The sequence below is a fragment of the Staphylococcus roterodami genome, from assembly GCA_022493055.1.
In the GTDB taxonomy this organism is placed as follows: Bacteria; Bacillota; Bacilli; order Staphylococcales; family Staphylococcaceae; genus Staphylococcus; species Staphylococcus singaporensis.
Window position 1 is genome coordinate 2272267 of record CP092781.1, and the last position, 21262, is coordinate 2293528.

Genomic DNA, 21262 nt, shown 5'->3' on the forward strand with positions numbered 1-21262 from the left:
AAAACTTCCACCCGTATTTTGTTGATAATAAGAATCATTATCATTAATATGGATTATACAAATCAATCTTGCTTTTGTAAAATATTTCATAGAGGTGAATTATGAATTTGAAATTAACTTTTAAAGAACAAATTTTAAAATTAAATAAAGAAGAACAAGAAACATATCTATTCTTACAACAACACGATCATGATTGGGCGAGTATTTTCAAAGAGATGATTTTACAAGGTCGAGACAAAATCACTCAGCGTTTAGTCACTTCTATGCATCGAGAAAATCTAGTTGAAGCTAAATCTCGTAGTGAAATTTTATCTAGTGATGTCTTAAATACATTAGATATAAGCACACCTAACGTGCTAGAAATTCAATTTCCACAATCTGATCGAACTTTATATGCACCTATTACAGGTGAACATGCCTTTGATCGAATTGATGTTAAAGGTCCTTTTTACATTAAACATAATCGCAATCATACGATTGCACGTGTACAACATCCAAATGAAATTCTTGATTATATTTTAGTTGAAGCGCCTCATTTAAAAAATGAAGCCAGCGAACAATTTCAACAAGATTTAATAAATAGTGCCAATAATATGACATTTGCGCTAAGCTATCAAGCATTAACAATGCAACACGATAATGCACCATTATTTAATATCATCGAAAGTGATAATGATCGTTATTTACGTTCAGAACAAGCTGTTATCGAAGGGCATCCGTTACATCCCGGTGCAAAGTTACGTAAAGGTTTAAATGCTTTACAAACATACCAATATTCATCAGAATTCGGACAACCAATTGAATTAAAAGTATTACTGCTTCACGATAAATTAAGTAGAACGATGTCACTTAATGAAGATTATGATTCAACAGTACGACGTCTCTTCCCTAATTTAATTGACCAATTAGAAAATGAATTCTCGAAGAATATCAATTTAAGCGAATATCACATCATGATTGTTCATCCTTGGCAATTAGATGATGTATTACTTTCTGATTATCAAGAAGAAGTAACACAAAATGCAATTATTATATCAAAGCACACTTTGACTTATTATGCAGGTTTATCATTTAGAACTTTAGTACCGAAATGTCCTGAAATGTTGCCACATATAAAATTGTCGACGAATGTCCATATAACAGGTGAAATTCGTACATTATCCGAACAAACGACACATAATGGTCCTTTAATGACACGCATTTTAAATGATATTCTACACCGCGATGCAATATTCGAACGCTATGCATCGAATATTATAGATGAAGTTGCTGGGATTCATTTTTATAATGAGCAAGATAAAGCAGACTATCAAACTGAACGAAGTGAACAATTAGGAACTTTATTTAGGGAAAATATATATCAAATGATTCCGCAAACAGTTACACCAATGATACCTTCAAGTTTAGTTGCAACCTATCCATTTAACGATGAAGTACCTGTTGTAACACTGATAAAACGATATCAGTCAACAGCAGGACTATCTTCATTTGAAACATCAGCAAGATGGTGGATTGAAACTTACAGTAAGGCACTACTTGGCCTTGTCATTCCGTTAGTGACAAAATATGGTATTGCTTTAGAGGCACATCTACAAAATGCAATTGCAACATTCCAAGAAGATGGTCTTTTAGAAACAATGTATATAAGAGACTTTGAAGGTTTGAGAATTGATAAAGCGCAATTGAATGAAATGGGGTATGATACATCTCATTTCCATGAAAAGTCTAGAATTCTTACTGATTCTAAAACTTCTGTCTTTAATAAAGCATTTTATTCAACTGTACAAAATCATTTAGGTGAATTAATACTGACAATATCTAAATTGTCGGCTGACTCAAATTTAGAAAAACAATTATGGATTATTGTTCGTGATGTATTAGATAATATCTTTTATCAAATTGAGCATTCTACACATCAATCCAATAAAGTAAGCGAAGACCGCATAAAAGAAATTAAAGCTACGATGTTTGCATCAATGATTGATTATAAATGTGTGACAACGATGCGCCTTGAAGATGAGGCCCATCATTATACTTATATAAAAGTTAATAATCCTTTATATCGCGAAGAATAGAAAGACCTCTATAGATATGCGATGAGTATTTCAACTTTGACATAAATTTACTTCAGCCAATTAAAGCATAACATTTACACTATTCATGCGATCTTACCGTTTAAATAAATATATAAATATAAAGTAACGCAAAAAACAGGCTGGGACATAAATCCCTAAAAAACAGCAGTAAGATAATTTTCAATTAGAAAATATCTTACTGCTGTTCTATATTTATACAATACTTCGTATTGAATGGCTTCGCTTTCCTAGGGTGCCGTCTCAGCCACCCCAACCGGCACATTGTTGTAAGCTGACTATATGTCAGCTTCTGTGTTGGGGCCCCTGTCTTCGACTGGCACTGCTCCCTCAGGAGTCTCGCCATTAATACTACGTATTAACATGTAAATTTACTTTTAAATACTTTAAAGAAATAAGACACTTTGACTAACTTACACTACCAATAGAAACCTCTGTTAGAATTCCTCAAAATGATATTTCAAGATATGTTAATGAAATTGTTGAAACGATACCTGATAGTGAAGTTGATGAATTCAGACACCATCGTGGCGCAACTTCCTATCATCCAAAAATGATGTTAAAAATTATCTTATATGCATACACTCAATCTGTATTTTCTGGTCGTAGAATAGAAAAATTACTTCATGACAGTATTCGAATGATGTGGTTACCTCAAAATCAAACACCTTCGGTTATTTACTGAAGTATATTGTAGCTGATGCAGGTTATGGTAGTGAGCAAAACTATATGGCTATTATAGATGACTTTAATAAAACGCCACTTATTACGTATGGCATGTTTATTAAAGATAAAACAAGAAAGTTTAAAGGTGACATCTTTAACACTCAAAATTGGAAATATGACGAACTTAATAATAAATTTATATGTCCTAATAACAAAAGAATAAGTTTTAAAAGGTATACATACTGTAATTGTAGATATGGTTTTAAACGTGACTTCAAACTATATGAATGTGATGACTGTTCAGCATGTTCTTTGAGGCGACAATGCATGAAGCCAAATTCGAAATCCAATAAGAAAATCATGAAGAATTATAATTGGGAATACTTTAAAGCCCAAATTAATCTAAAGCTTTTTGAACCAGAAACGAAAAAAATATATATTCAAAGAAAAATTGATGTAGAGCCTGTTTTTGGATTTATGAAGGCTATTTTGGGTTTCACTCGAATGTCAGTTCGAGAAATAGATAAAGTTAAACGAGAGCTAGGTTTTGTATTAATGGCACTTAATTTAAGGAAAATAGTAGCTCAACGAGCTGTACATTATAAAATACATATCAAAAAAGCTGATTTCTATCAAATAATTAATAGAAATCAGCTTTTTTACATTGCCTAAGAACTTAATGTCTCAAGCTGTTTTTTATTAAATGACTTATTGTAAACCTTGTCTTTCTTGGTTATTATTGTCATTATTTTTTTCGTGTTTTTGTTTCCATTCTTTTTGAGTCATTACATCGTCAACTTGCATGTTAACTTCAACAACATCTAAACCTGTAATATATTTAACTTGTTCTTTAACTAATTCAGTTACTTTGCGGAAGATTTTTGGTGCTGATTCACCATATTCTAAGATTACTTTTAGATCTACAGCAGCTTGTTTTTCTCCAACTTCTACTGATACACCTTGTGTTACGTTGTTACCACTTGAGAATGCATTAGTGAATGTATCAGTTAAGCCACCTTTCATGTCTAAGATACCTTTAACTTCGCGTGCAGCGATACCAGCAATTTTTTCAACAACTTCATCAGAAAATGTTAATTTGTTTTTGAATTGAGGCTCTTGATTTTGTTCTTGTTGTTTTTGACGTTCTTCTCTTTCTTTTTCGTTAACACCAGTTTGATTATCGTATGCTTGTTTTGCTTTATTGTTATCTACAGTCATAATAAATTCTCCTTTTACTTGTTGATTTTTTATATTTTTTCAATTAAATTCTAAATTGATGAATTAACTCCATCTATTTAAAAAATTCATAAAATCTTGCTTACGGTCTTTCATATACCCAATACCTAATCCAATTAAACATAACACGATGATTAGTATTGTTTTCCAAAATCCTAGCGTTAAGAATAAAATAGCAATCAATAGAAACGCTAAGAAACCAATGATTCTCCATTTGAAAGTTTTTAATAAATTAATAACTTGTTGTGTAGAGTCTTGTCCGTTTTGGTTATGATTGTTAGCCATGATATACCTCCCTTACAACACTCGTGGACCAGAAGTTTTCTGATCTCTCACATTAACTTCTAACTTACGTACTGGCATTTCAGTGAAATGTTCAACATTTTTCTTAACATCTGCACGAATGGCTTCTGTCAATGATTGCACTTGAACATTATTCGGTACGAAGAAATCAGTTTTAATGTCGATATAAGATTTATTTTTTTTGTTGTATAGTTTTGCAACTACATTTGGTTGTCTTACCTGATCGTATTTTGCAACTGTATCAAATGCTGTTTTTTCAACCGCTTTTCTAGACACATAAATATGTCCGTCATCAAAATCTTTGTATAATCCAGGTTTTCGATGTGTAGGTTTGAAGATACTAAATACTAGAATAAGACCTATTAATATTAATAGTGCAGCAAGCGAAATTAGTAATGGTTGGAACCATTCAAATTGTAGGAAGTAATCTTGATATTCAACAATACGTCCATCTTGTATATACATGAATAAAAGGAATCCAACAATAACTACTATTAATAAGCCAAGGATAAAGTTTTTAAGTCGTTTCACCCCTAACGACACCTCCTTAGTTAAAGTTAAATTAAAAATCATATTAAATATGTACCCATCTAATAATTTGTTAAACCTAATAAATTAATAACTTTAAATTTATTTTTAATATATAAGATGAAGTGCTATTTTAGTTATCTATTCCCTAGTTTTTGTTAATAAAACCTAAATTTCAATTAATTTTCGTCAATATGTTTTGACGAGCGATATTCTAAAATATCAGGATCTCGATGTTTAATTAGAACTTTGTTGCTATTTCTAGGTTTTTCTTCACTAAGTGATTTTAAAAGTGACCATATCATCGCGATAATAACTACTGAAAATGGTAATGCTGCAATGATTAATAAATTTTGAATTGCTTGTGTTCCACCTGTGTAAATCATAATAATGGCAAATAGTGCCATAATAATACCCCAACTCACTTTTACAAATGATTTCGGATTAATATCACCGCTAGAACTTAACATGCCTAAAACATATGTTGCAGAATCAGCAGATGTAACGAAGAAAATCATGATAACAATTAAAGTAATTAAGCTTAATACAAAGCCTAATGGATAATGTTGTAAAGTGGCAAAAGTTGCTGTCTCTGTTGCAGCTTTTGCAATGTTAGCAATGTGATTATCTTGCAAGTAAATTGCTGATGCGCCAAATACGGCAAAGAAAATAAAGCACACGAGTGCTGGTACGAAGAGTACGCCTAAAATAAATTCTTTAATCGTACGTCCCTTTGAAACACGCGCAATAAATATACCTACAAATGGTGCCCAAGATACCCACCATGCCCAATAAAAAATAGTCCAATTTTGTAGCCATTGGAATTTTTGACCACCTGATGGAATACGCAAACTCATACTTAAGAAATTCGCAATATAATTACCTAATCCATTAGTAAATGTATTTAAAATGTATAGTGTCGGCCCAACAATGAATAAGCCAACTAACACAACAAAGGCTAACAACATGTTGATATTACTCAACGATTTAATGCCTTTATCAATACCTGACCACGCTGACCATGTAAATAAAATAGTCGCAACGACAATTAGAATAACCTGCATCGTAAAATTACTTGGTACATTGAATAAAAAATGTAAGCCTTCATTAATTTGCAACGCGCCAAAACCTAATGTTGCGGCAACACCTGTTACAGTAGCAATTACCGCTAAAACATCAATCGCACCACCTAAAGGACCGCGCATCGCTTTTTCACCTAACAATGGTGTTAAAGTAGCACTGACTAATCCAGGATATCCTTTATGAAAGCTAAAATATGCAAACACAAGCGCGACAATGCCATAGACTGCCCATGCATGAATCCCCCAATGGAAAAATGAAAACTGCATTGCATCGTTAATTGCAGATTGCGTTCCAGCTTTATGTATTGGCGTTAATTTAAAAGCATGACTGATTGGTTCTGCTGTTGTCCAAAATACAAGTCCTATTCCCATACCAGCACTAAATAACATTGCAAACCATGATGGTAATGAAAACTCTGGGTCTTCGCCTTCTTCACCTAATGTGATAGATGCATATCTTGAAAATAAAATATACACACAGACGATTAAAATGACTAAAACAAGCAACAAATAATACCACGAAAAATGTAACGCTATGAATGTAGTAATATTTTGTGTGAGCGTTTCTAACTGTTTTGGAAATATCGCACCAAAAGCGACGAATATTGTACATATGGCTAATGATACCCAAAACACCAGACTTACTGATTTATTTCTCATAAATACAAACCCTTTCTATGTAATGGTTAGCACATACCCATAACTGCAACAATTTAATCATTTATAATTTTATGAAGAGGCAATTAATAATACTTTATCTTTTAAAAACCATATATAAATAAGCTTTCCATTGAATATTTTTAGGTTGCAATAAAAATTGAATTTTTAAACTTACAGAGGACCTTTGTTTTACTTTAAAACTAGTGTTAATTTAATTATGATAACTATCTTTCAATTGATCTGTTCTCCCTAAAACAAAAAATGAGCCACCTTACACAGTTTTAACTGTATAAAGCGACTCTATATACTATATTAAATATTAATAACTAGTTTCCCTATCATCGATTGTTGTTCTAATAGTTGATGTGCACGATATAAATTTTCAGGAGTTAAACCATCAATAACTTGAGTTGTTGTTGGTTGGTAAACACCAGATTCTATATTTTTCGTAATATCCGCTAAATACTCATGTTGTTTAATCATGTCTGGCGTACGATGAATTGGTCGTGCAAACATAAACTCATGAGTAAACGTAATACTTTTTGATTTTAAAGCATTCAAGTCTTGATTTTCATTAAAAGCGACAATAGTTGTAATGTGTCCTAACGGTTTAACTAATTGAATCATTGTATTATAGTACATATCACTATCGAAAGTACAAAATATGTAGTCTACCAATGAAATGTCATTTTCATCAAACTGACGTACTAAATTTTCTTTATGATTTAATACGATATCTGCGCCCATCTTTTCGCACCAATCTGTTGTTTCTTGTCGTGACGCTGTTGTAATGACTGTTAAACCATATCGCTTAGCAATTTGTGTAGCAATACTTCCTACACCACCAGCCCCATTAATGATTAAAACTGATTTCCCTTCATTTTCAGCAGGATCACGAGAAATTTTAAATGTATCAAAAAAAGTTTCATAAGCCGTAATTCCAGTCAGTGGTAGACTAACCGCTTCTTCAGCAGAAATATTTCGAGGTGTCTTTGCAACAATTGTTTCTGGTACTAACTGATACGTTGCATTGGACCCTTGTCTATCAGGTGAACCAGCATAAAATACCACATCACCTTGCTCAAATAACGTTACATCTGGTCCGACTGCTTCAACTGTACCTATAGCATCGAAGCCAAGTACTCGTGGTGCTTGATCAACTTCCATTTGGCGTTGCTTCGTATCTACTGGATTAACACTAATACTAATCACTTTAACTAAGATTTCATCGTGTTCCGGCGTCGGTATTTCTTGTTCATATACTTTAAATAAATTTCCTTCTTTTAATTTAAAAGGTTTCTCAAATCCTATCATTTTCATATCGCTTCACCTCGTTTTTGAACTTTATTTTATTATACAAAATAGAAGCCATGTGTGCTCAACTCACAGCACAATGACTTCCTTTTGTTTGGTAAAAATGAGTGCAACATTCGATTATGATAATAGGTTTGCAATTATAATGACATACTTTTCAAAAGTTTCGATTTAAATGATTACTTACTCATGCATGACTTTCAATAAATTTAAATTAGACTAGAGTGCTCATCTACAGTTAGACTATTACCGGTGTTGATTTGTCATCCTCATTTATCTTTATTATTCTGTAACTTTAATAACTTGCTTGCCAAAGTTTTCGCCAGTGAATAAATTTTTAAACGCCCGTGGTGCTTGTTCAAACCCATCTTCAACAGTTACTTGTGACTGAATTTTACCTTCTTGAACCCATGTTGCAAGTTGTTCACTTGCAGCTTTAAAATCATTAGCAAATTCTGATACTAAGAAACCTCTCATCATAACTTGCTTTTTAATCAGTGTGCCTTGAATTCGTGGACCAATATCTTCTTCAGGATGATTATATGAAGAAATTGCGCCACAAACTGGTACTCGTGCAAAACGATTCAAATGTTTAAATACTTCATCACCGACTGTACCGCCAACATTTTCAAAATAAACATCAACACCATCTGGTACTGCTTGCGCTAATTCTTTTGCAAAATCTGCTTTCTTATAATCGATACCAGAATCAAATCCTAATGTCTCCGTTAAATAGTTTACTTTTTTATCGCCACCAGCTATACCTACAACACGGCAACCTTTAATTTTGGCAATTTGACCAACAACTGAACCAACAGCACCAGACGCAGCTGAAACAACTACAGTTTCACCTGGTTTAGGTTGACCAATATCGAGCAACCCATGATATGCTGTTTGCCCAGGCATACCTAAGACACTTAAATATAAGTCAAGTGGTACATCTGTTGTTGGTACTTTAGTAATTTGATTAGCTTGAACTTCATTGATGATACGCCAAGGTAACATACCTACAACAACATCTCCTGCTTGGTAATCTTCATGTTTTGATTCAATTACCTTTGCAACAATATGACTGACAATCGGTTTACCAATCTCAAATGGCTGCACATATGAATCTGCCTTAGCCATACGACCTCTCATATATGGATCAACTGAAATGTATAGCGTTTGTACCAAGATACCGTTTTCCTTAACTTCAGGCGTTGCGACTTCCTCAATTTTAAATGTATTGTCTTGTGGCATACCTTCAGGAATTTTATTAAATAGAATTTGCTTGTTTTGCATCATTAATCACCTTTCCATATTTAGAAACTTATCTTTATTATTTATTTAAATTTAAGTTTAAAAAGCGTAATCGTGATGCTAGAGTATTCTTAGTTGTCAGCTTTTGACTTAAACATTGATTCATATAACTTCATCCACATTATATTTCCTACATTTATGAATTTAAAATATTTCGGCTTATAAGCATATATTCTTTACTCATATTCTAACTGAATGGTAACTGGTATTATTTTTTCCATAAAAAGTCAATTAGCTCATTCGCAACGTTTTCGTTTTCATGTAGCTGGCTATGTTGTGCTGACTCACCTTCATATTTAGATTCTCGATAACTTTTCGGACTATTTCCCAGTAAATATTTCAAAGATTTCGAAGAACTATTAGACACCCTGCCGTCTGAATGCGTACCATCTTTCAAATCGCCATAAATATTAAGTACTTCTATGCCTTTACCTTTATAAATATCTTTTAGTACACGTAATTGTTGATAAGGTTGATTCATTCGACTTGGTTTACCATCTTTATCCACTGAAATTTCATTGACATCTTCATTCATGTTTAAGACGCCGTTAAATGTACCCGCAATATTCACTTGCTTGTTTAACTGTGGTAATGATTTGTCGTTACCATATGTCATCATATATTGGGCGAATGTTAAATTCCCCATTGAATGACCAACAAAGTTAAATTTATCGAATTTGTATTCTGATTGAAGCTTCGTAAGTACATTTTTAAACCAAGTGGCATTCTTATCTAAGTATCCTTGTCTGTTATTTTTAAGTTCAATTTTAACTATTGGATTCACAGCATTTTTACTTATCTTCCCTTTAAAAGTAACTTCGCCATCTTTTGATACATAAGCAGTAATGACGTCTTTAGTGACACCTCTTTTTTCTGCTTGCTTCACCATGAATTTTTCTGAGTTGGCGCTACCTCCATAACCATGTAAGAATAAAGTAGGAATAGACTTGTTAACGAATTGCTGTTGTTGTAACTTATATGTTTGTTCTTGTCTTTGACTGAATACTACTGTAATGATACTACCTATAATAATAGCTACTGCTAATAATGTTGTACTGATTACAAAAATTTTCTTCACACTTTTAACTCCCATTCATATCTTTTATATAAGTATAAAGGATGTGCTAAAAAATGTCCTTTAGTTGATTTTGAATGCATCATTAACTTTTACGATGACTTTGGAAAATTGTCTGTTAAAGTTTGTTAATTGATTGCTATGCAGCTTTCTATTGTATGTCGCCCTTTGATTAATATGACAATATGTATATGCATGTTTAGTTGATATCTTTTAAAAAAAGACCTACCAGCACGCGACTGATAGGCCTTTGAAAAAATGACATTATTTAATTTCTTTCGTCTCAGCTAATTCTTTATACCAATAAGCACTTTTCTTAGGATAACGTTCTTGAGTTTCAAAGTCGACATAGAATAAACCATATCGTTTTTCATAACCGTTTGACCATGAGAATACATCCATTAATGACCAAATAAAGTAACCTTTAACATTTGCACCATCTTTAATAGCGTCAGCAATCACATTTAAATGCTGTCTAACATAATCGATACGTGCATCATCATGAACTGTTTTTTCAGATTCAATAAACTCATCTTTATATCCTAGGCCATTTTCAGTGATATAAATCTTGTGATAGTTTGGATAATCTTTAACTACTCGCATAATTTGATCGTATAAACCTTGAGGATAAATCATCCAATCCCAGTCTGTACGTGGTACATCTACATCAAATTCACGTTGTCCAACACCTTTAAGTTGGTATTTAGATCCACCTTTATCACCTGTCGCATTATGTGTAATTTCAGATTCACCGTCATATCCTCTCATCCAATCACTCATATAGTAATTGATACCTAAGAAGTCATTTAAATCTTTGGCTGCATCTAAAATCGCATAATCTTCATCTGTAATATTTAATTTACCACCATTAACAGATAAGATATGTTGTACACCTTCCATCGTTTCACGAGAATACTTACCTAAGTATGTTGCATCTAAAATGAATTTATTATGGATGATATCTTCTAATTCTGCTGCACGAACATCTTCTGGATTTGATGGATCAAACGGATATTTTGTTGGCAATGCGTGTACAACACCAATTTCTCCTTTGTATCCGCCATCTTTAAATAATTTTACTGCTCTAGCGTGAGCCACCATCATATTGTGATGTGATTGGAATACTTTTTCAAAATCATATTTAATACCTGGAGGGAATTTACCTACTAAATATTGGCCATCACCAATTGGTCCAATTTCATTGAATGTAGTCCAATATTTTACTTCTGGGAATTCTTTAAAACAAAATTCAGCATAATCTACGAAGTAATCAATCGTTTTACGATTTAGAAAATCACCATCTTTGTGTAACACTTCAGGTGTATCAAAATGATGTAATGTTACAAATGGTTCAACATGACGTTTATGACACTCTGCAAATAACTTATGATAATATTCAACGCCTTTAGGATTAACCTCACCATAGCCATTCGGGAATATACGAGACCATGCAATAGAAATACGGATACCGTTAACACCAAATTTCTCACTTAATTCTAAATCCACTGGATATCTATTATAAAAATCACTTGCAGGTTCTGCAGTATACCAATAGTTTTCTTCTAAATACGTATCCCATGCAACACGACCTTTACCATCTGTATTTGTCGCACCTTCTGCTTGATATGCTGCTGTTGCTCCACCAAAAATAAAATCTTCAGGTAATGTTTTAGTCATATGAAAAACTCCTATTCTTAATTTTCAAATTGTTTTTGTACGAAATCAAGGGCTGCTTGGCCATCTCGTGTCAATTTGATATATTCAGCACCTTGAGTCTTCGCTAATTTAATACCTAATCTATCTGTATCTTGCTTAATATCTTCATAGTTAGACGCAACTTGTGGCGCTAAAATGATTAATTGGTACTCTTTCATAATGTCCATATGTGCGCCGTATCCGCCAGCTGCTGCTTTCACTGGCACATGATATTCTTCAGCTGCTTTATTAAGTGCGTTGGCTAATAATCCACTTGTACCACCACCGGCACAAAGTACTAAGACATTTGTTTGTTCAGTAATATTTGAAGCTTTAGATGCATCATCTGATACACCACTTGCTGCTAAAATTGAATCGGCTTTTTTCGTATCAAAGTTTGCTGCAACTTTATCTTTTAACTCTGAATTACTTTCTTTACGCCCTTCTTCTTCATCAAGAATTTCACTATCATAAACTTTTAGGAACGGATAGTAAATGATGATATCTACAACAATTAAAGTAATCGCTAGTACGAATGACCATAAACCAAATCCAGTACCCATGATGATGCCGAGCGGACCTGGTGTTGTCCATGGTAAGTTCACACTAAAACTGTTCATTCCTAACACTTCAACGAAAAGTTTAAATATCCATACGTTCACAATTGGTGCTAATACAAATGGAATAAAGAACACAGGGTTTAGCACTAATGGTGCACCGAATAAAATCGGCTCGTTTACACCAAAGAATGTTGGTACAACAGATGCACGTCCAATCGCTTTGTTTCGTTTAGATTTCGTCATCCACATAAACATAAACGGGACGACCAAAGTTGCACCCGTACCTCCAAATGTAACGATAAACATTTGTGTACCTGATGTAATAATTTTATCAGCGTGTTCTCCAGCTTGAAGCAACTTGAAGTTCGCTTCGATATTCGCATAGGTAATGGCTGCAATTGCTGGCTCTACAATTGACGGACCATGAATACCTACAAACCAGAATAATGCAAAGGCACCAAAGATAATTGTGACACCAATCCATCCATCTGCTGCTGTAAATAATGGTTCGAATAATTTTAAAATACCTTCCGCAACGTTTGCTTTAAAGCTATTGCGAATAATTAAATCTAATGCATAAAGAATGACAATTACCGCTGAAAATGGAATTAAGTCTTTAAATACTTGTGAAATATTCGGCGGTACTTCTTTTGGCATTTTGATTGTAATGTTACGTTTCACACAGAAGTTGTAAACAATAACAGTAACAAATGCTGATAAGAATGCTGTTAATAAACCTTTAGTTCCCATAAATGCGCTTAAGAATCCACCATCTTTTGCTGGATCAGAAGCTAAGAACAAGAATCCACACATCGCTGCTAGCATTGTAGAAATAAAGTTAATTTGATTCGTACTTTCTAGCTTACGGTTATATGAATCCGTTAACGATTTCGCTGTTGTTCCTGCTACTAAAAATGCTACAAGCCCCATCGTATAGTTATATGGTTTCATTAAAATAGCTTCCATACCTTTATCCCATTTGAAACCAAAAATATTTGGTACGTATGCAATTAATAGAAAGATACTAGAGAATAAGATGACCGGCATTGCAGAAATAAATCCATCACGAATCGCTCTTAAGTAAATATTACGTGATAATTTCTCGAAAAACGGCTTCCCTTTTTCAATTTGTGCGATCAATTTTTGCATCATAGACATCACCCTCTTTTATAAAATTCTAATAAGTGCTTCATTAAATCTTTCAATAAGATTGTTGTCATTAAATGGTCTTGACCATGCATCATTGTTACACTATATGCAATATCATCACCTTGTGCTTCTTTAGCCAATAGACTAGTTTGTGCTCTGTGTGCTTCAGCAATACAGTTGTTTCCTTCTTCAATCAATTCTTCTGCTTTAGCAAAATCACCAGCTTGTGCTGCTGTTAATGCTTCTAAAAACTTAGAACGTGCATCCCCTGCAAATGCAACAATTTCAAAACCTAATAATTGGACTTCTTCTCTATTCATAGCATTAATCCCCTTTTAAACTTATTTTCTTTGTTTCCAAGATGTCGCAGTATCTTTTAATACTTTATTTAAGTCATCAATATTTTTGAAACCAGTTGTACGTAACCATTCACGTGCAGCCGCTTCGCCTTGTTCGATGTACACTTGAACAGCGCCAGACCAAGTAGCACGTCCACAAAGTACACCATTAAATTTAGCACCTGCTTCATGTGCAAATTTTAAAGTTTCTTGGAATAATTCCGCAGAAACACCAGCACTTAAGTAAATATATGGTAAATTTGTTGCAGCATCTTGATCTTTAAAGTGTTGTGCTGCTTCTTCTTTCGTATAAACAACTTCACCTTCAGCAAATCCTTCTACATATTTCATGTTTACAGGTACTTCAACTTTTAAGACATCAACATTAAAGCGTGGTTCTGAGAATAATTTCATTGCTTCGTTTACTTTTCTAGGTTTAACTTTTGCGAATTCAACGCTACCATTATCAGGAATGTTATCGTCATAAGTTAATACTTCTAAGAAGAATGGAATGTCTTCAGCTACACATTCTGAACCGATTCTTTCGATATATGCTTTCTTTTGAATATTGATTTCTTCTGCATCATCTACATCATAGTAAAGTAAGAATTTAACAGCATTTGCGCCTTGTTCTTTTAATCGTTTTGCAGACCATTCAACTAAACAGTCAGGTAAACGACCTTTAGCATTTACGTCATAACCAGTTTTTTCATAAGCTAGCAATAATCCACAATCTTTGTTACGTGCATCAGATGCTGGTAAACCGTATTCTGGATCTAATAAAATTGAAGACGCATACTGTGTTAACTCTTCAGCAACCAATACTTTTAATTGTTCAATTTGAGCGACAGTTGGCTCTTCCGTTTGATGTTTAGCCATCATTCGTTTTAAAGCACCACGTTGGTCAAATGCTAATGCAGAAATGATACCTTCGTTATTACTTAATTGTTCAATTGATGCGATTTTTTGATTAGATTTTGACATTATTTACACCTCTAAAACTTCAATTTGATTGAATAAATCATCATAATTATTTAAATTGACATATCCTGTTTGTGCTTCTTGCGCATTCAGCATGCCTAATGTATTAGCTTTTTTAAGTAAATCATGATCATTTTCATGATTGATAATTGCTGATGTTATTCCTGCTACCGTCGAATCACCTGATCCAACAGGATTCAGAACACTTATTGTCGGAATATTCACTCTATAAAATGTGCTATTGTGCTTTGCAAATGCACCTTGTGAACCTAAAGACACAATAATCCATTCAATACCATCGAATAATGGTTGTGATACAGCATTTTTTAAACCTTCTATACTTTCATCAATTGGCTGGTTAAGCAACTGATATAATTCAGAAATGTTTGGTTTAATGACTGTTGGTTTATATGGATTTTCTAAAACAGTTTGTAATGTGGCTCCAGAACAATCTAATATCACAGGGATATCTTTGCTTTGACAATGCTCAATGATTTGAGTGTAATAATCTTGCTTTAGCCCTTTTGGTAAACTTCCAGATATAGCGACTGCTTTAACTTTTTCTAACAGTTGTTCAAAATGATTGATAAATCCTGCCGCCTCTTCGTTATCAATTTCAGGACCTTGCTCTAAAATTTCTGTTTGTTGACCTTCATGTAAAATAGCAATGCAGTTTCGTGTTTCACCCTTAATGTTGTAAAATGCATGCTTGATGTCAGCTTGATCTAATTTTTTAGCAATAAATTGTCCTAATTCACCGCCGATAAAGCCACTTGCTATGACTGGCTCACCTACTTGCGCAAGTACTCTTGTTACATTTAAACCTTTTCCACCGGCTGTTTTACTCACTTCTTGAACACGATTAACGTCATCTAATTTCAATGCTGTTAATGGGTATGAAATATCAACGGATGGATTTAATGTTAAAGTTAAAATCATAGTCGTCGTCCCTTAATCGTGGTATTCGCCTCTGTCCCATTTTTCTAAGAATTCATTAAAGAAATGTGGATCAGCTTGATCTGCATTGCTTGTTTCTAAATGTTTAATTTTAGCGATTAATTTTTTGTTCTCTTCCGTTGGTTTGTATTCAGCATTAATAAATGCATCGATAATATCGCACATTAATAACTCACCAATAATACGTCCACCAAACCCGATAACATTCGCATTTAATTCTTCTTTAGCATAAAGCGCTGATGTCATATCACGTACAAGTGCCGAACGAATACCAGGAACTTTGTTTACTGCGTTGTTAATACCAACACCTGTTCCACAAATACAAACACCTAAGTCTGCGTTACCGCTAACAACTTGTTCTCCAACTTTTTTACCGAAAATTGGATAATGTGTTCTTGTGAAATCGTAAGTCCCTACATCAATCACTTCATGTCCTTTTGATTTTAAAAATTCAGATACACGCATTTTTGTATCTGTAACAATATGGTCGCAACCTAATGCAATCTTCATAGTCTGTCTTCCTCCTTAGCACATTTTATTAAGCATATCTACGCGGATTTGGTGTCTACCACCATCGTATTTACCTTCAACAAAACCTTTAACGACATTTTTAGCTAACGTGTCTCCAACAATTTCAGATCCCAAAGTGATCATTCTTGAATTGTTATGGCCTCTAGTCATATATCCAGAGCGTTCATCTGATACTTCAGCAGCAATCATGCCTTTGATTTTTGTAGCAACCATAAAGCTACCTGCACCAAATGCATCGATAACAATACCTAAGTTACCTTCTTGACTTTGAACATCTTTTGCTACAGCTAAAGTTGCATCTACAAAATCAACTTCCTGTCCTTCTGTTACATCAACAACGTCATATTTATTGTCTAATAAGTATGATTTGATGACTTCTTTTAAACGTTTGCCAGCTTCATCTGAACCAATAATAATCGCCATAATAAGACTCCTTTTTACTTTAATTTTGAAATGCTTTTCTTAAAATATGACATGTTTATTTGTAGATTATGAAAATCTTGAGAAAAGGCTTTCAATTTGATTACGTTTAAATTATAAACATAAACAAACAATAAATCAACATAATATGTTTGTAATTTGTTTGAATTTGGCATATTTTCAAACAATAAGTGAACATTAATATTGTGGCGTTATTTTAATTAGGTGTTAGTCTGTAATTGAAGTATGAGTAATAAAGGGCATTCATTTACGTAAATTCACACAAAAAATAGCCCATAAATGAATGCAAATTCACATTCACTTATGAGCATATAGTCACATATTTAACAATGCTGTTATATTTTCAATTTAGTCGACTACTTCAATATATGATTTAATCGTTTCTACTTTTTCTTCATCTTCATAATCCATGACCACTGCAGTCAATTCGTTTAATTGACAAAATGATGTAAAATCTTCTTTGCCAACTTTCGTATGATCAATTAGCAAGTATTTTTCAATTGAATTACTAAGTGCCAATTGTTGCGTATAGGCTTCATCTAATGTAGATGTCATCACAGCACCTTTATTTACTGCATTACTACTAAAGAACATTTTGCTGAATCTTAATTTTTCTAACATGGCATTCGCCATTTCACCAACAAATGCTTCAGTAATATGTCGCATTTCACCACCAATTAAATAGACACGAAAATGTGCTGTTTGTTTTTCCAACAAAATTTTATACACTGGTAGGCAGTTCGTAATAATCGTCAGCGTATGATGATTGACTTCTTCAGCTAATAGTTCAACTGTTGTTCCCGGTCCGAAAAACAAAGTATCCCCATCTTCAATTAATGATGCAGCTTTTCTAGCTATATATCGTTTTTCTGCAATTTGACGTGTATGTTTTTCTTTATGTGAAATTTCTTTATACTGAAATGTTGAATTACTGCGCGCACCACCATGAATCTTCGTTAAAATGCCTTTATTCTCCAATTCAATTAAATCTCTGCGAACTGTCATGTCAGACACATTTAAACCTTCAACGATTTCATTCGTTCTTATCGTACCCTTTTTATTCACTAATTTAGCAATTTCGTCCAAACGTTCATGTTTATTCACTGTAAAGTTGCCTCCTTTATTTAGGCGTTCGTGCATTACCTTTAATGTTTAGACATTATTTTTTAATATACATGCTTATTCTATAATAAAAATTGCGTAAAAACTAATATATTTTAACTGTTTGATTATATGTATAATTCATTTTTAAAAAGAACTGTTTAAACAGCGACTTTGATAATTGGAAAATTGATGTACTATAATAAAAGCAAAAGACGTTATAAATCATTCATTATTTTGATGGGGTGTTTAATTTGGAAAATGATTTAGTGACATTAAAACATATTTTAGACCAATCGCATCGTATTGCATTTTTCACAGGTGCTGGTGTATCTGTTGAAAGCGGTGTCCCTGACTTTCGTTCAATGGGTGGCTTATTTGATGAAATTTCAAAAGATGGATTTTCTCCAGAATACTTATTAAGTCGCGATTATTTAGAAGATGATCCTGAAGGTTTTATCAATTTCTGTCATAAGCGCTTACTGTTTGTCGATACGAAGCCCAATATCGTACATGATTGGATTGCAAAATTAGAACATAATAAACAATCATTAGGTGTCATCACGCAAAATATCGATGGTTTGCACTCTGACGCTGGAAGTCAACATGTTGATGAATTACATGGTACATTGAATCGATTTTATTGTAATGAATGTCATAAATCCTATACGAAATCTGATGTCATTGATAGAACTTTGAAACATTGTGATAATTGTGGTGGTGCCATCCGACCAGACATCGTATTGTACGGTGAGATGTTAGATCAACCTACCATCATACGTGCATTAAATAAAATTGAACATGCTGACACCCTTGTCGTATTAGGTTCATCACTCGTTGTGCAACCTGCCGCAGGATTAATATCAAACTTTAAAGGCGACAATTTAATTATTATCAATAAAGACCGCACACCTTATGATAGCGACGCTACTTTGGTCATTCATGACGACATGGTTTCCGTTGTAAAAGCTTTAATGACAGAGTAATCAGTATGTAAAAAGCATTTCCCGAGTAGTAGGGAAATGCTTTTTATTTTGAAGTTATGTATTCATTTTTTGAGTTCGGAATTCGGAGTTTGGAATCTCTTTTCGGATTTTAACGTTTGAAGTTCCAAATTAAAATGAGTGGAGATTTTTAATTATTGCGTGAAAAATGCCTTGATTTTGTAGCGATTTTTCATTTGATGAATTGTGTTTTATTTGAATAGGATGTTACTTTTAGACGTTCTCATTCTCACTCAATGAAAGCTCATTCATTAAAACTTAACTGTAAATCTTATGCATACAACTTATTTTATTGTTTACTTTTATTGCGATTTTTCTTACTAAAGATATTCGTTTCATCAATTGATTTTTTATTACTAAAGTAGATTGTAAAAATAATCGCCATTCCTACAAATATAGGCATCTTACGATATTCAAATGGTATAAAATACATTGTCGTAAGCATGATGATACCTGTAATTAAAGTAATAATAGCAAAATGTTTATATTTCATGTTGTTATCCCCTATACAATTTATTGTTTATTTATTATATACTTATTTTCACGGAATTATCAATATTTTAATTATTATTTTAGTTAAGTTATTGCGCAATGCAAAAATTCACAATATTTTATTTAGTTGTTCTCCCCTTTTTTTAAAAGCCATAAAAATAACCTGAAACATAGACTTTAACATCCAAGTTTCAGGTTAGCGTAATGTAAATTATTTACTTGATTATGTTATGATTAAACATCTAATTCTCTGCTTGTAAGTGCTTTAATCATCTCTGGATCAGCATGTGAGAAAAATTGGCTATTACTTTCTTCTAATGTCGCAATTTGTTGTTTATCTTCTTCTGTCAGTTCAAAATCAAATATATCTAAGTTTTGATCCATACGTTCTGGATTTACTGATTTTGCGAGTACAACGATGTCACGTTCTACTAACCAGCGTAAAATAACTTGTGCAATTGATTTGTTATATTTATCTGCAATGGCTTGCAACAATTGATTTTGGAATAATTGATTTTTGCCTTCTGCAAATGGTGCCCAAGCTTCTACCACAACATTTTCTTGTTGAAGTGCTGCAACTTGTTCTTCTTGTTGATGGAATGGATTAATTTCTATTTGGTTCACTTGTGGTTGAATTTGATTGTGAATACCTAAATCTACAATTCGATCAACGCCGAAGTTAGATACACCGATTGCTTTAATTTTACCATTTTCTTTTAACTCTTCTAATGCACGCCATGAGCCATATACATCATTGTAAGGTTGGTGAATAAGCACTAGATCAATATAGTCCAAATTTAATCGTTGTAATGATCGTTCGATTGATTTGATCGTATCTTCATAGTTAACATTTTCAATCCATACTTTAGTCGTAATAAATAGCTCACTTCTATCAATTCCTGAAGCTTCAATACCTTGACCTACTTCAGTTTCATTTAAATAACTTTGTGCTGTATCAATATGTCTATAGCCCGCTTTAATTGCTTCTATAACCGCTTCTGCTGTTTGTTCTTGAGGAATTTGAAATACTCCGAAACCTAATACTGGTATCTTTACATCTTCACTTATTTCAATATGATTCATAAAATGAACCTCCTTTATCTTGTAAATCCACTATAAACCATGGAGCGAACTCTATAGCAAACAATAAGTTTACTTTCTCTCCCAAAGACGTTCAACATTTACATCATGATTATCACTAGCATTGATTTTAGCAATATGATTATCATAATTATCAATTTTATATTGTAGTAAATCTCTCGCATCATGAATTGTCTTTAAGTTTTCATTTAATTCTTCGAGTTGCTTACTTAAAATATGCTTTTGCTGTGCTTGAATATTTTCATTTTTAGGAAGCTGCGCTAACCTACAAAATTCGATAAGCGATTCAATACTGACGCCTGCATTTCGCAAATTTTTCACTAAATAAATCCAATTTAAATCACTATCATTGTATATTCTATATCCATTTTCATCTCGATTAACAGGTGGAATCACACCAACCTTTTCATAATATCTTAAAGTGTCTTGAGATATATTCATGAGCGCTACGACTTCTTTAGTTTTCATTGAGACTATCCTTTCAGTTATGTTGGCTTCATCTTAAGTAATGTTGCTATATATTACTATCTTCGTTTGAATACTTCTTATTTTATTACTCAAATTGAAATTTGTCTCTTTTCTAACATTTTACATTTTATCTTTTTAATTACTTTTATAATTGTATAAATTAAATATTTAAAATGATATAATCA

The 21262-nt window shown here is 32.8% G+C and carries 19 protein-coding genes and 2 pseudogenes; 3 read left to right on the forward strand and 18 right to left on the reverse strand.

Features of this window, described 5'->3' with window-relative positions:
• Nucleotides 1-101 precede the first annotated feature (101 nt).
• Both ML436_11085 and ML436_11090 read left to right on the forward strand, forming a co-directional pair.
• A complete protein-coding gene (locus ML436_11085) occupies nucleotides 102-2075 on the forward strand; it encodes a sialic acid synthase (protein UMT77665.1) in 1974 nt (657 codons plus the stop codon).
• A gap of 442 nt (nucleotides 2076-2517) precedes the next feature.
• A pseudogene (locus ML436_11090) lies at nucleotides 2518-3431 on the forward strand (transposase).
• A gap of 36 nt (nucleotides 3432-3467) precedes the next feature.
• Here the strand turns inward: ML436_11090 and ML436_11095 are convergent.
• From ML436_11095 to ML436_11165, 15 genes are all read right to left on the reverse strand, one after another.
• The gene (locus tag ML436_11095) at nucleotides 3468-3977 is read right to left on the reverse strand and encodes an Asp23/Gls24 family envelope stress response protein (GenBank protein UMT77666.1); all 510 of its coding nucleotides are present in this window, start codon (nucleotides 3975-3977) and stop codon (nucleotides 3468-3470) included.
• A 63-nt stretch (nucleotides 3978-4040) separates the two neighbouring features.
• Complete coding sequence (locus ML436_11100) at nucleotides 4041-4280, reverse strand: DUF2273 domain-containing protein (protein ID UMT77667.1); 240 nt, start codon at nucleotides 4278-4280, stop codon at nucleotides 4041-4043.
• Between the two features lie 12 nt (nucleotides 4281-4292).
• The gene (amaP, locus tag ML436_11105) at nucleotides 4293-4829 is read right to left on the reverse strand and encodes an alkaline shock response membrane anchor protein AmaP (GenBank protein ID UMT77668.1); all 537 of its coding nucleotides are present in this window, start codon (nucleotides 4827-4829) and stop codon (nucleotides 4293-4295) included.
• A 176-nt stretch (nucleotides 4830-5005) separates the two neighbouring features.
• Nucleotides 5006-6568 (reverse strand): BCCT family transporter, encoded by a 1563-nt coding sequence (locus ML436_11110; GenBank protein UMT77669.1) that lies wholly within the window; start codon nucleotides 6566-6568, stop codon nucleotides 5006-5008.
• Between the two features lie 312 nt (nucleotides 6569-6880).
• Complete coding sequence (locus tag ML436_11115) at nucleotides 6881-7888, reverse strand: zinc-binding alcohol dehydrogenase family protein (protein ID UMT77670.1); 1008 nt, start codon at nucleotides 7886-7888, stop codon at nucleotides 6881-6883.
• A gap of 276 nt (nucleotides 7889-8164) precedes the next feature.
• On the reverse strand, nucleotides 8165-9166 hold the full coding sequence (locus tag ML436_11120) for an NADP-dependent oxidoreductase (GenBank protein UMT77671.1): 1002 nt from the start codon (nucleotides 9164-9166) through the stop codon (nucleotides 8165-8167).
• Nucleotides 9167-9392: 226 nt separating this feature from the next.
• A complete protein-coding gene (locus tag ML436_11125) occupies nucleotides 9393-10262 on the reverse strand; it encodes an alpha/beta hydrolase (GenBank protein UMT77672.1) in 870 nt (289 codons plus the stop codon).
• A gap of 261 nt (nucleotides 10263-10523) precedes the next feature.
• Nucleotides 10524-11936, reverse strand: a complete 1413-nt coding sequence (gene lacG, locus ML436_11130; protein UMT77673.1) for a 6-phospho-beta-galactosidase — start codon at nucleotides 11934-11936, stop codon at nucleotides 10524-10526.
• 17 nt (nucleotides 11937-11953) lie between these two features.
• Nucleotides 11954-13666 carry a lactose-specific PTS transporter subunit EIIC gene (locus tag ML436_11135; protein UMT77674.1) on the reverse strand — a complete coding sequence of 571 codons (1713 nt, stop codon included), beginning with the start codon at nucleotides 13664-13666 and terminating at the stop codon, nucleotides 11954-11956.
• Nucleotides 13667-13671: 5 nt separating this feature from the next.
• Nucleotides 13672-13983, reverse strand: a complete 312-nt coding sequence (locus ML436_11140; protein ID UMT77675.1) for a PTS lactose/cellobiose transporter subunit IIA — start codon at nucleotides 13981-13983, stop codon at nucleotides 13672-13674.
• A gap of 21 nt (nucleotides 13984-14004) precedes the next feature.
• Nucleotides 14005-14985 (reverse strand): tagatose-bisphosphate aldolase, encoded by a 981-nt coding sequence (gene lacD / locus ML436_11145; protein ID UMT77676.1) that lies wholly within the window; start codon nucleotides 14983-14985, stop codon nucleotides 14005-14007.
• Between the two features lie 3 nt (nucleotides 14986-14988).
• Nucleotides 14989-15921, reverse strand: a complete 933-nt coding sequence (gene lacC / locus ML436_11150; protein ID UMT77677.1) for a tagatose-6-phosphate kinase — start codon at nucleotides 15919-15921, stop codon at nucleotides 14989-14991.
• A gap of 12 nt (nucleotides 15922-15933) precedes the next feature.
• Entirely contained in the window at nucleotides 15934-16449 is a 516-nt protein-coding gene (gene lacB, locus ML436_11155; GenBank protein ID UMT77678.1) for a galactose-6-phosphate isomerase subunit LacB, read from the reverse strand.
• Between the two features lie 15 nt (nucleotides 16450-16464).
• Nucleotides 16465-16893: a galactose-6-phosphate isomerase subunit LacA gene (gene lacA, locus ML436_11160; protein UMT77679.1), complete on the reverse strand. Its 429-nt coding sequence runs from the start codon at nucleotides 16891-16893 to the stop codon at nucleotides 16465-16467.
• Nucleotides 16894-17259: 366 nt separating this feature from the next.
• Nucleotides 17260-18051, reverse strand: coding sequence for a DeoR/GlpR family DNA-binding transcription regulator (locus ML436_11165; protein UMT77680.1), 792 nt, complete (start codon nucleotides 18049-18051; stop codon nucleotides 17260-17262).
• 206 nt (nucleotides 18052-18257) lie between these two features.
• Between ML436_11165 and ML436_11170 the strand changes: the two genes are divergently transcribed.
• Nucleotides 18258-18998, forward strand: a complete 741-nt coding sequence (locus ML436_11170; protein UMT77681.1) for an NAD-dependent protein deacylase — start codon at nucleotides 18258-18260, stop codon at nucleotides 18996-18998.
• A gap of 382 nt (nucleotides 18999-19380) precedes the next feature.
• Here ML436_11170 and ML436_11175 read toward each other — a convergent pair.
• The 3 genes and pseudogenes from ML436_11175 to ML436_11185 form a co-directional block, all read right to left on the reverse strand.
• Nucleotides 19381-19509 (reverse strand): annotated as a pseudogene (locus ML436_11175) (hypothetical protein).
• A gap of 233 nt (nucleotides 19510-19742) precedes the next feature.
• Nucleotides 19743-20591, reverse strand: a complete 849-nt coding sequence (locus ML436_11180) for an aldo/keto reductase (GenBank protein UMT77682.1) — start codon at nucleotides 20589-20591, stop codon at nucleotides 19743-19745.
• Between the two features lie 69 nt (nucleotides 20592-20660).
• Nucleotides 20661-21077: a MerR family transcriptional regulator gene (locus tag ML436_11185; GenBank protein UMT77683.1), complete on the reverse strand. Its 417-nt coding sequence runs from the start codon at nucleotides 21075-21077 to the stop codon at nucleotides 20661-20663.
• Nucleotides 21078-21262: the final 185 nt, after the last annotated feature.

What these genes read in the sequence shown, in the direction of transcription:
- ML436_11085 (UMT77665.1), top strand. Translation starts at nt 102, where the DNA reads ATGAATTTGAAATTAACTTTTAAAGAACAAATTTTAAAATTAAATAAA.
- ML436_11095 (UMT77666.1), bottom strand. Translation starts at nt 3,977, where the DNA reads ATGACTGTAGATAACAATAAAGCAAAACAAGCATACGATAATCAAACT.
- ML436_11100 (UMT77667.1), bottom strand. Translation starts at nt 4,280, where the DNA reads ATGGCTAACAATCATAACCAAAACGGACAAGACTCTACACAACAAGTT.
- ML436_11110 (UMT77669.1), bottom strand. Translation starts at nt 6,568, where the DNA reads ATGAGAAATAAATCAGTAAGTCTGGTGTTTTGGGTATCATTAGCCATA.
- ML436_11115 (UMT77670.1), bottom strand. Translation starts at nt 7,888, where the DNA reads ATGAAAATGATAGGATTTGAGAAACCTTTTAAATTAAAAGAAGGAAAT.
- ML436_11120 (UMT77671.1), bottom strand. Translation starts at nt 9,166, where the DNA reads ATGCAAAACAAGCAAATTCTATTTAATAAAATTCCTGAAGGTATGCCA.
- lacG (UMT77673.1), bottom strand. Translation starts at nt 11,936, where the DNA reads ATGACTAAAACATTACCTGAAGATTTTATTTTTGGTGGAGCAACAGCA.
- ML436_11135 (UMT77674.1), bottom strand. Translation starts at nt 13,666, where the DNA reads ATGATGCAAAAATTGATCGCACAAATTGAAAAAGGGAAGCCGTTTTTC.
- ML436_11140 (UMT77675.1), bottom strand. Translation starts at nt 13,983, where the DNA reads ATGAATAGAGAAGAAGTCCAATTATTAGGTTTTGAAATTGTTGCATTT.
- lacD (UMT77676.1), bottom strand. Translation starts at nt 14,985, where the DNA reads ATGTCAAAATCTAATCAAAAAATCGCATCAATTGAACAATTAAGTAAT.
- lacC (UMT77677.1), bottom strand. Translation starts at nt 15,921, where the DNA reads ATGATTTTAACTTTAACATTAAATCCATCCGTTGATATTTCATACCCA.
- lacB (UMT77678.1), bottom strand. Translation starts at nt 16,449, where the DNA reads ATGAAGATTGCATTAGGTTGCGACCATATTGTTACAGATACAAAAATG.
- lacA (UMT77679.1), bottom strand. Translation starts at nt 16,893, where the DNA reads ATGGCGATTATTATTGGTTCAGATGAAGCTGGCAAACGTTTAAAAGAA.
- ML436_11165 (UMT77680.1), bottom strand. Translation starts at nt 18,051, where the DNA reads ATGCACGAACGCCTAAATAAAGGAGGCAACTTTACAGTGAATAAACAT.
- ML436_11180 (UMT77682.1), bottom strand. Translation starts at nt 20,591, where the DNA reads ATGAATCATATTGAAATAAGTGAAGATGTAAAGATACCAGTATTAGGT.
- ML436_11185 (UMT77683.1), bottom strand. Translation starts at nt 21,077, where the DNA reads ATGAAAACTAAAGAAGTCGTAGCGCTCATGAATATATCTCAAGACACT.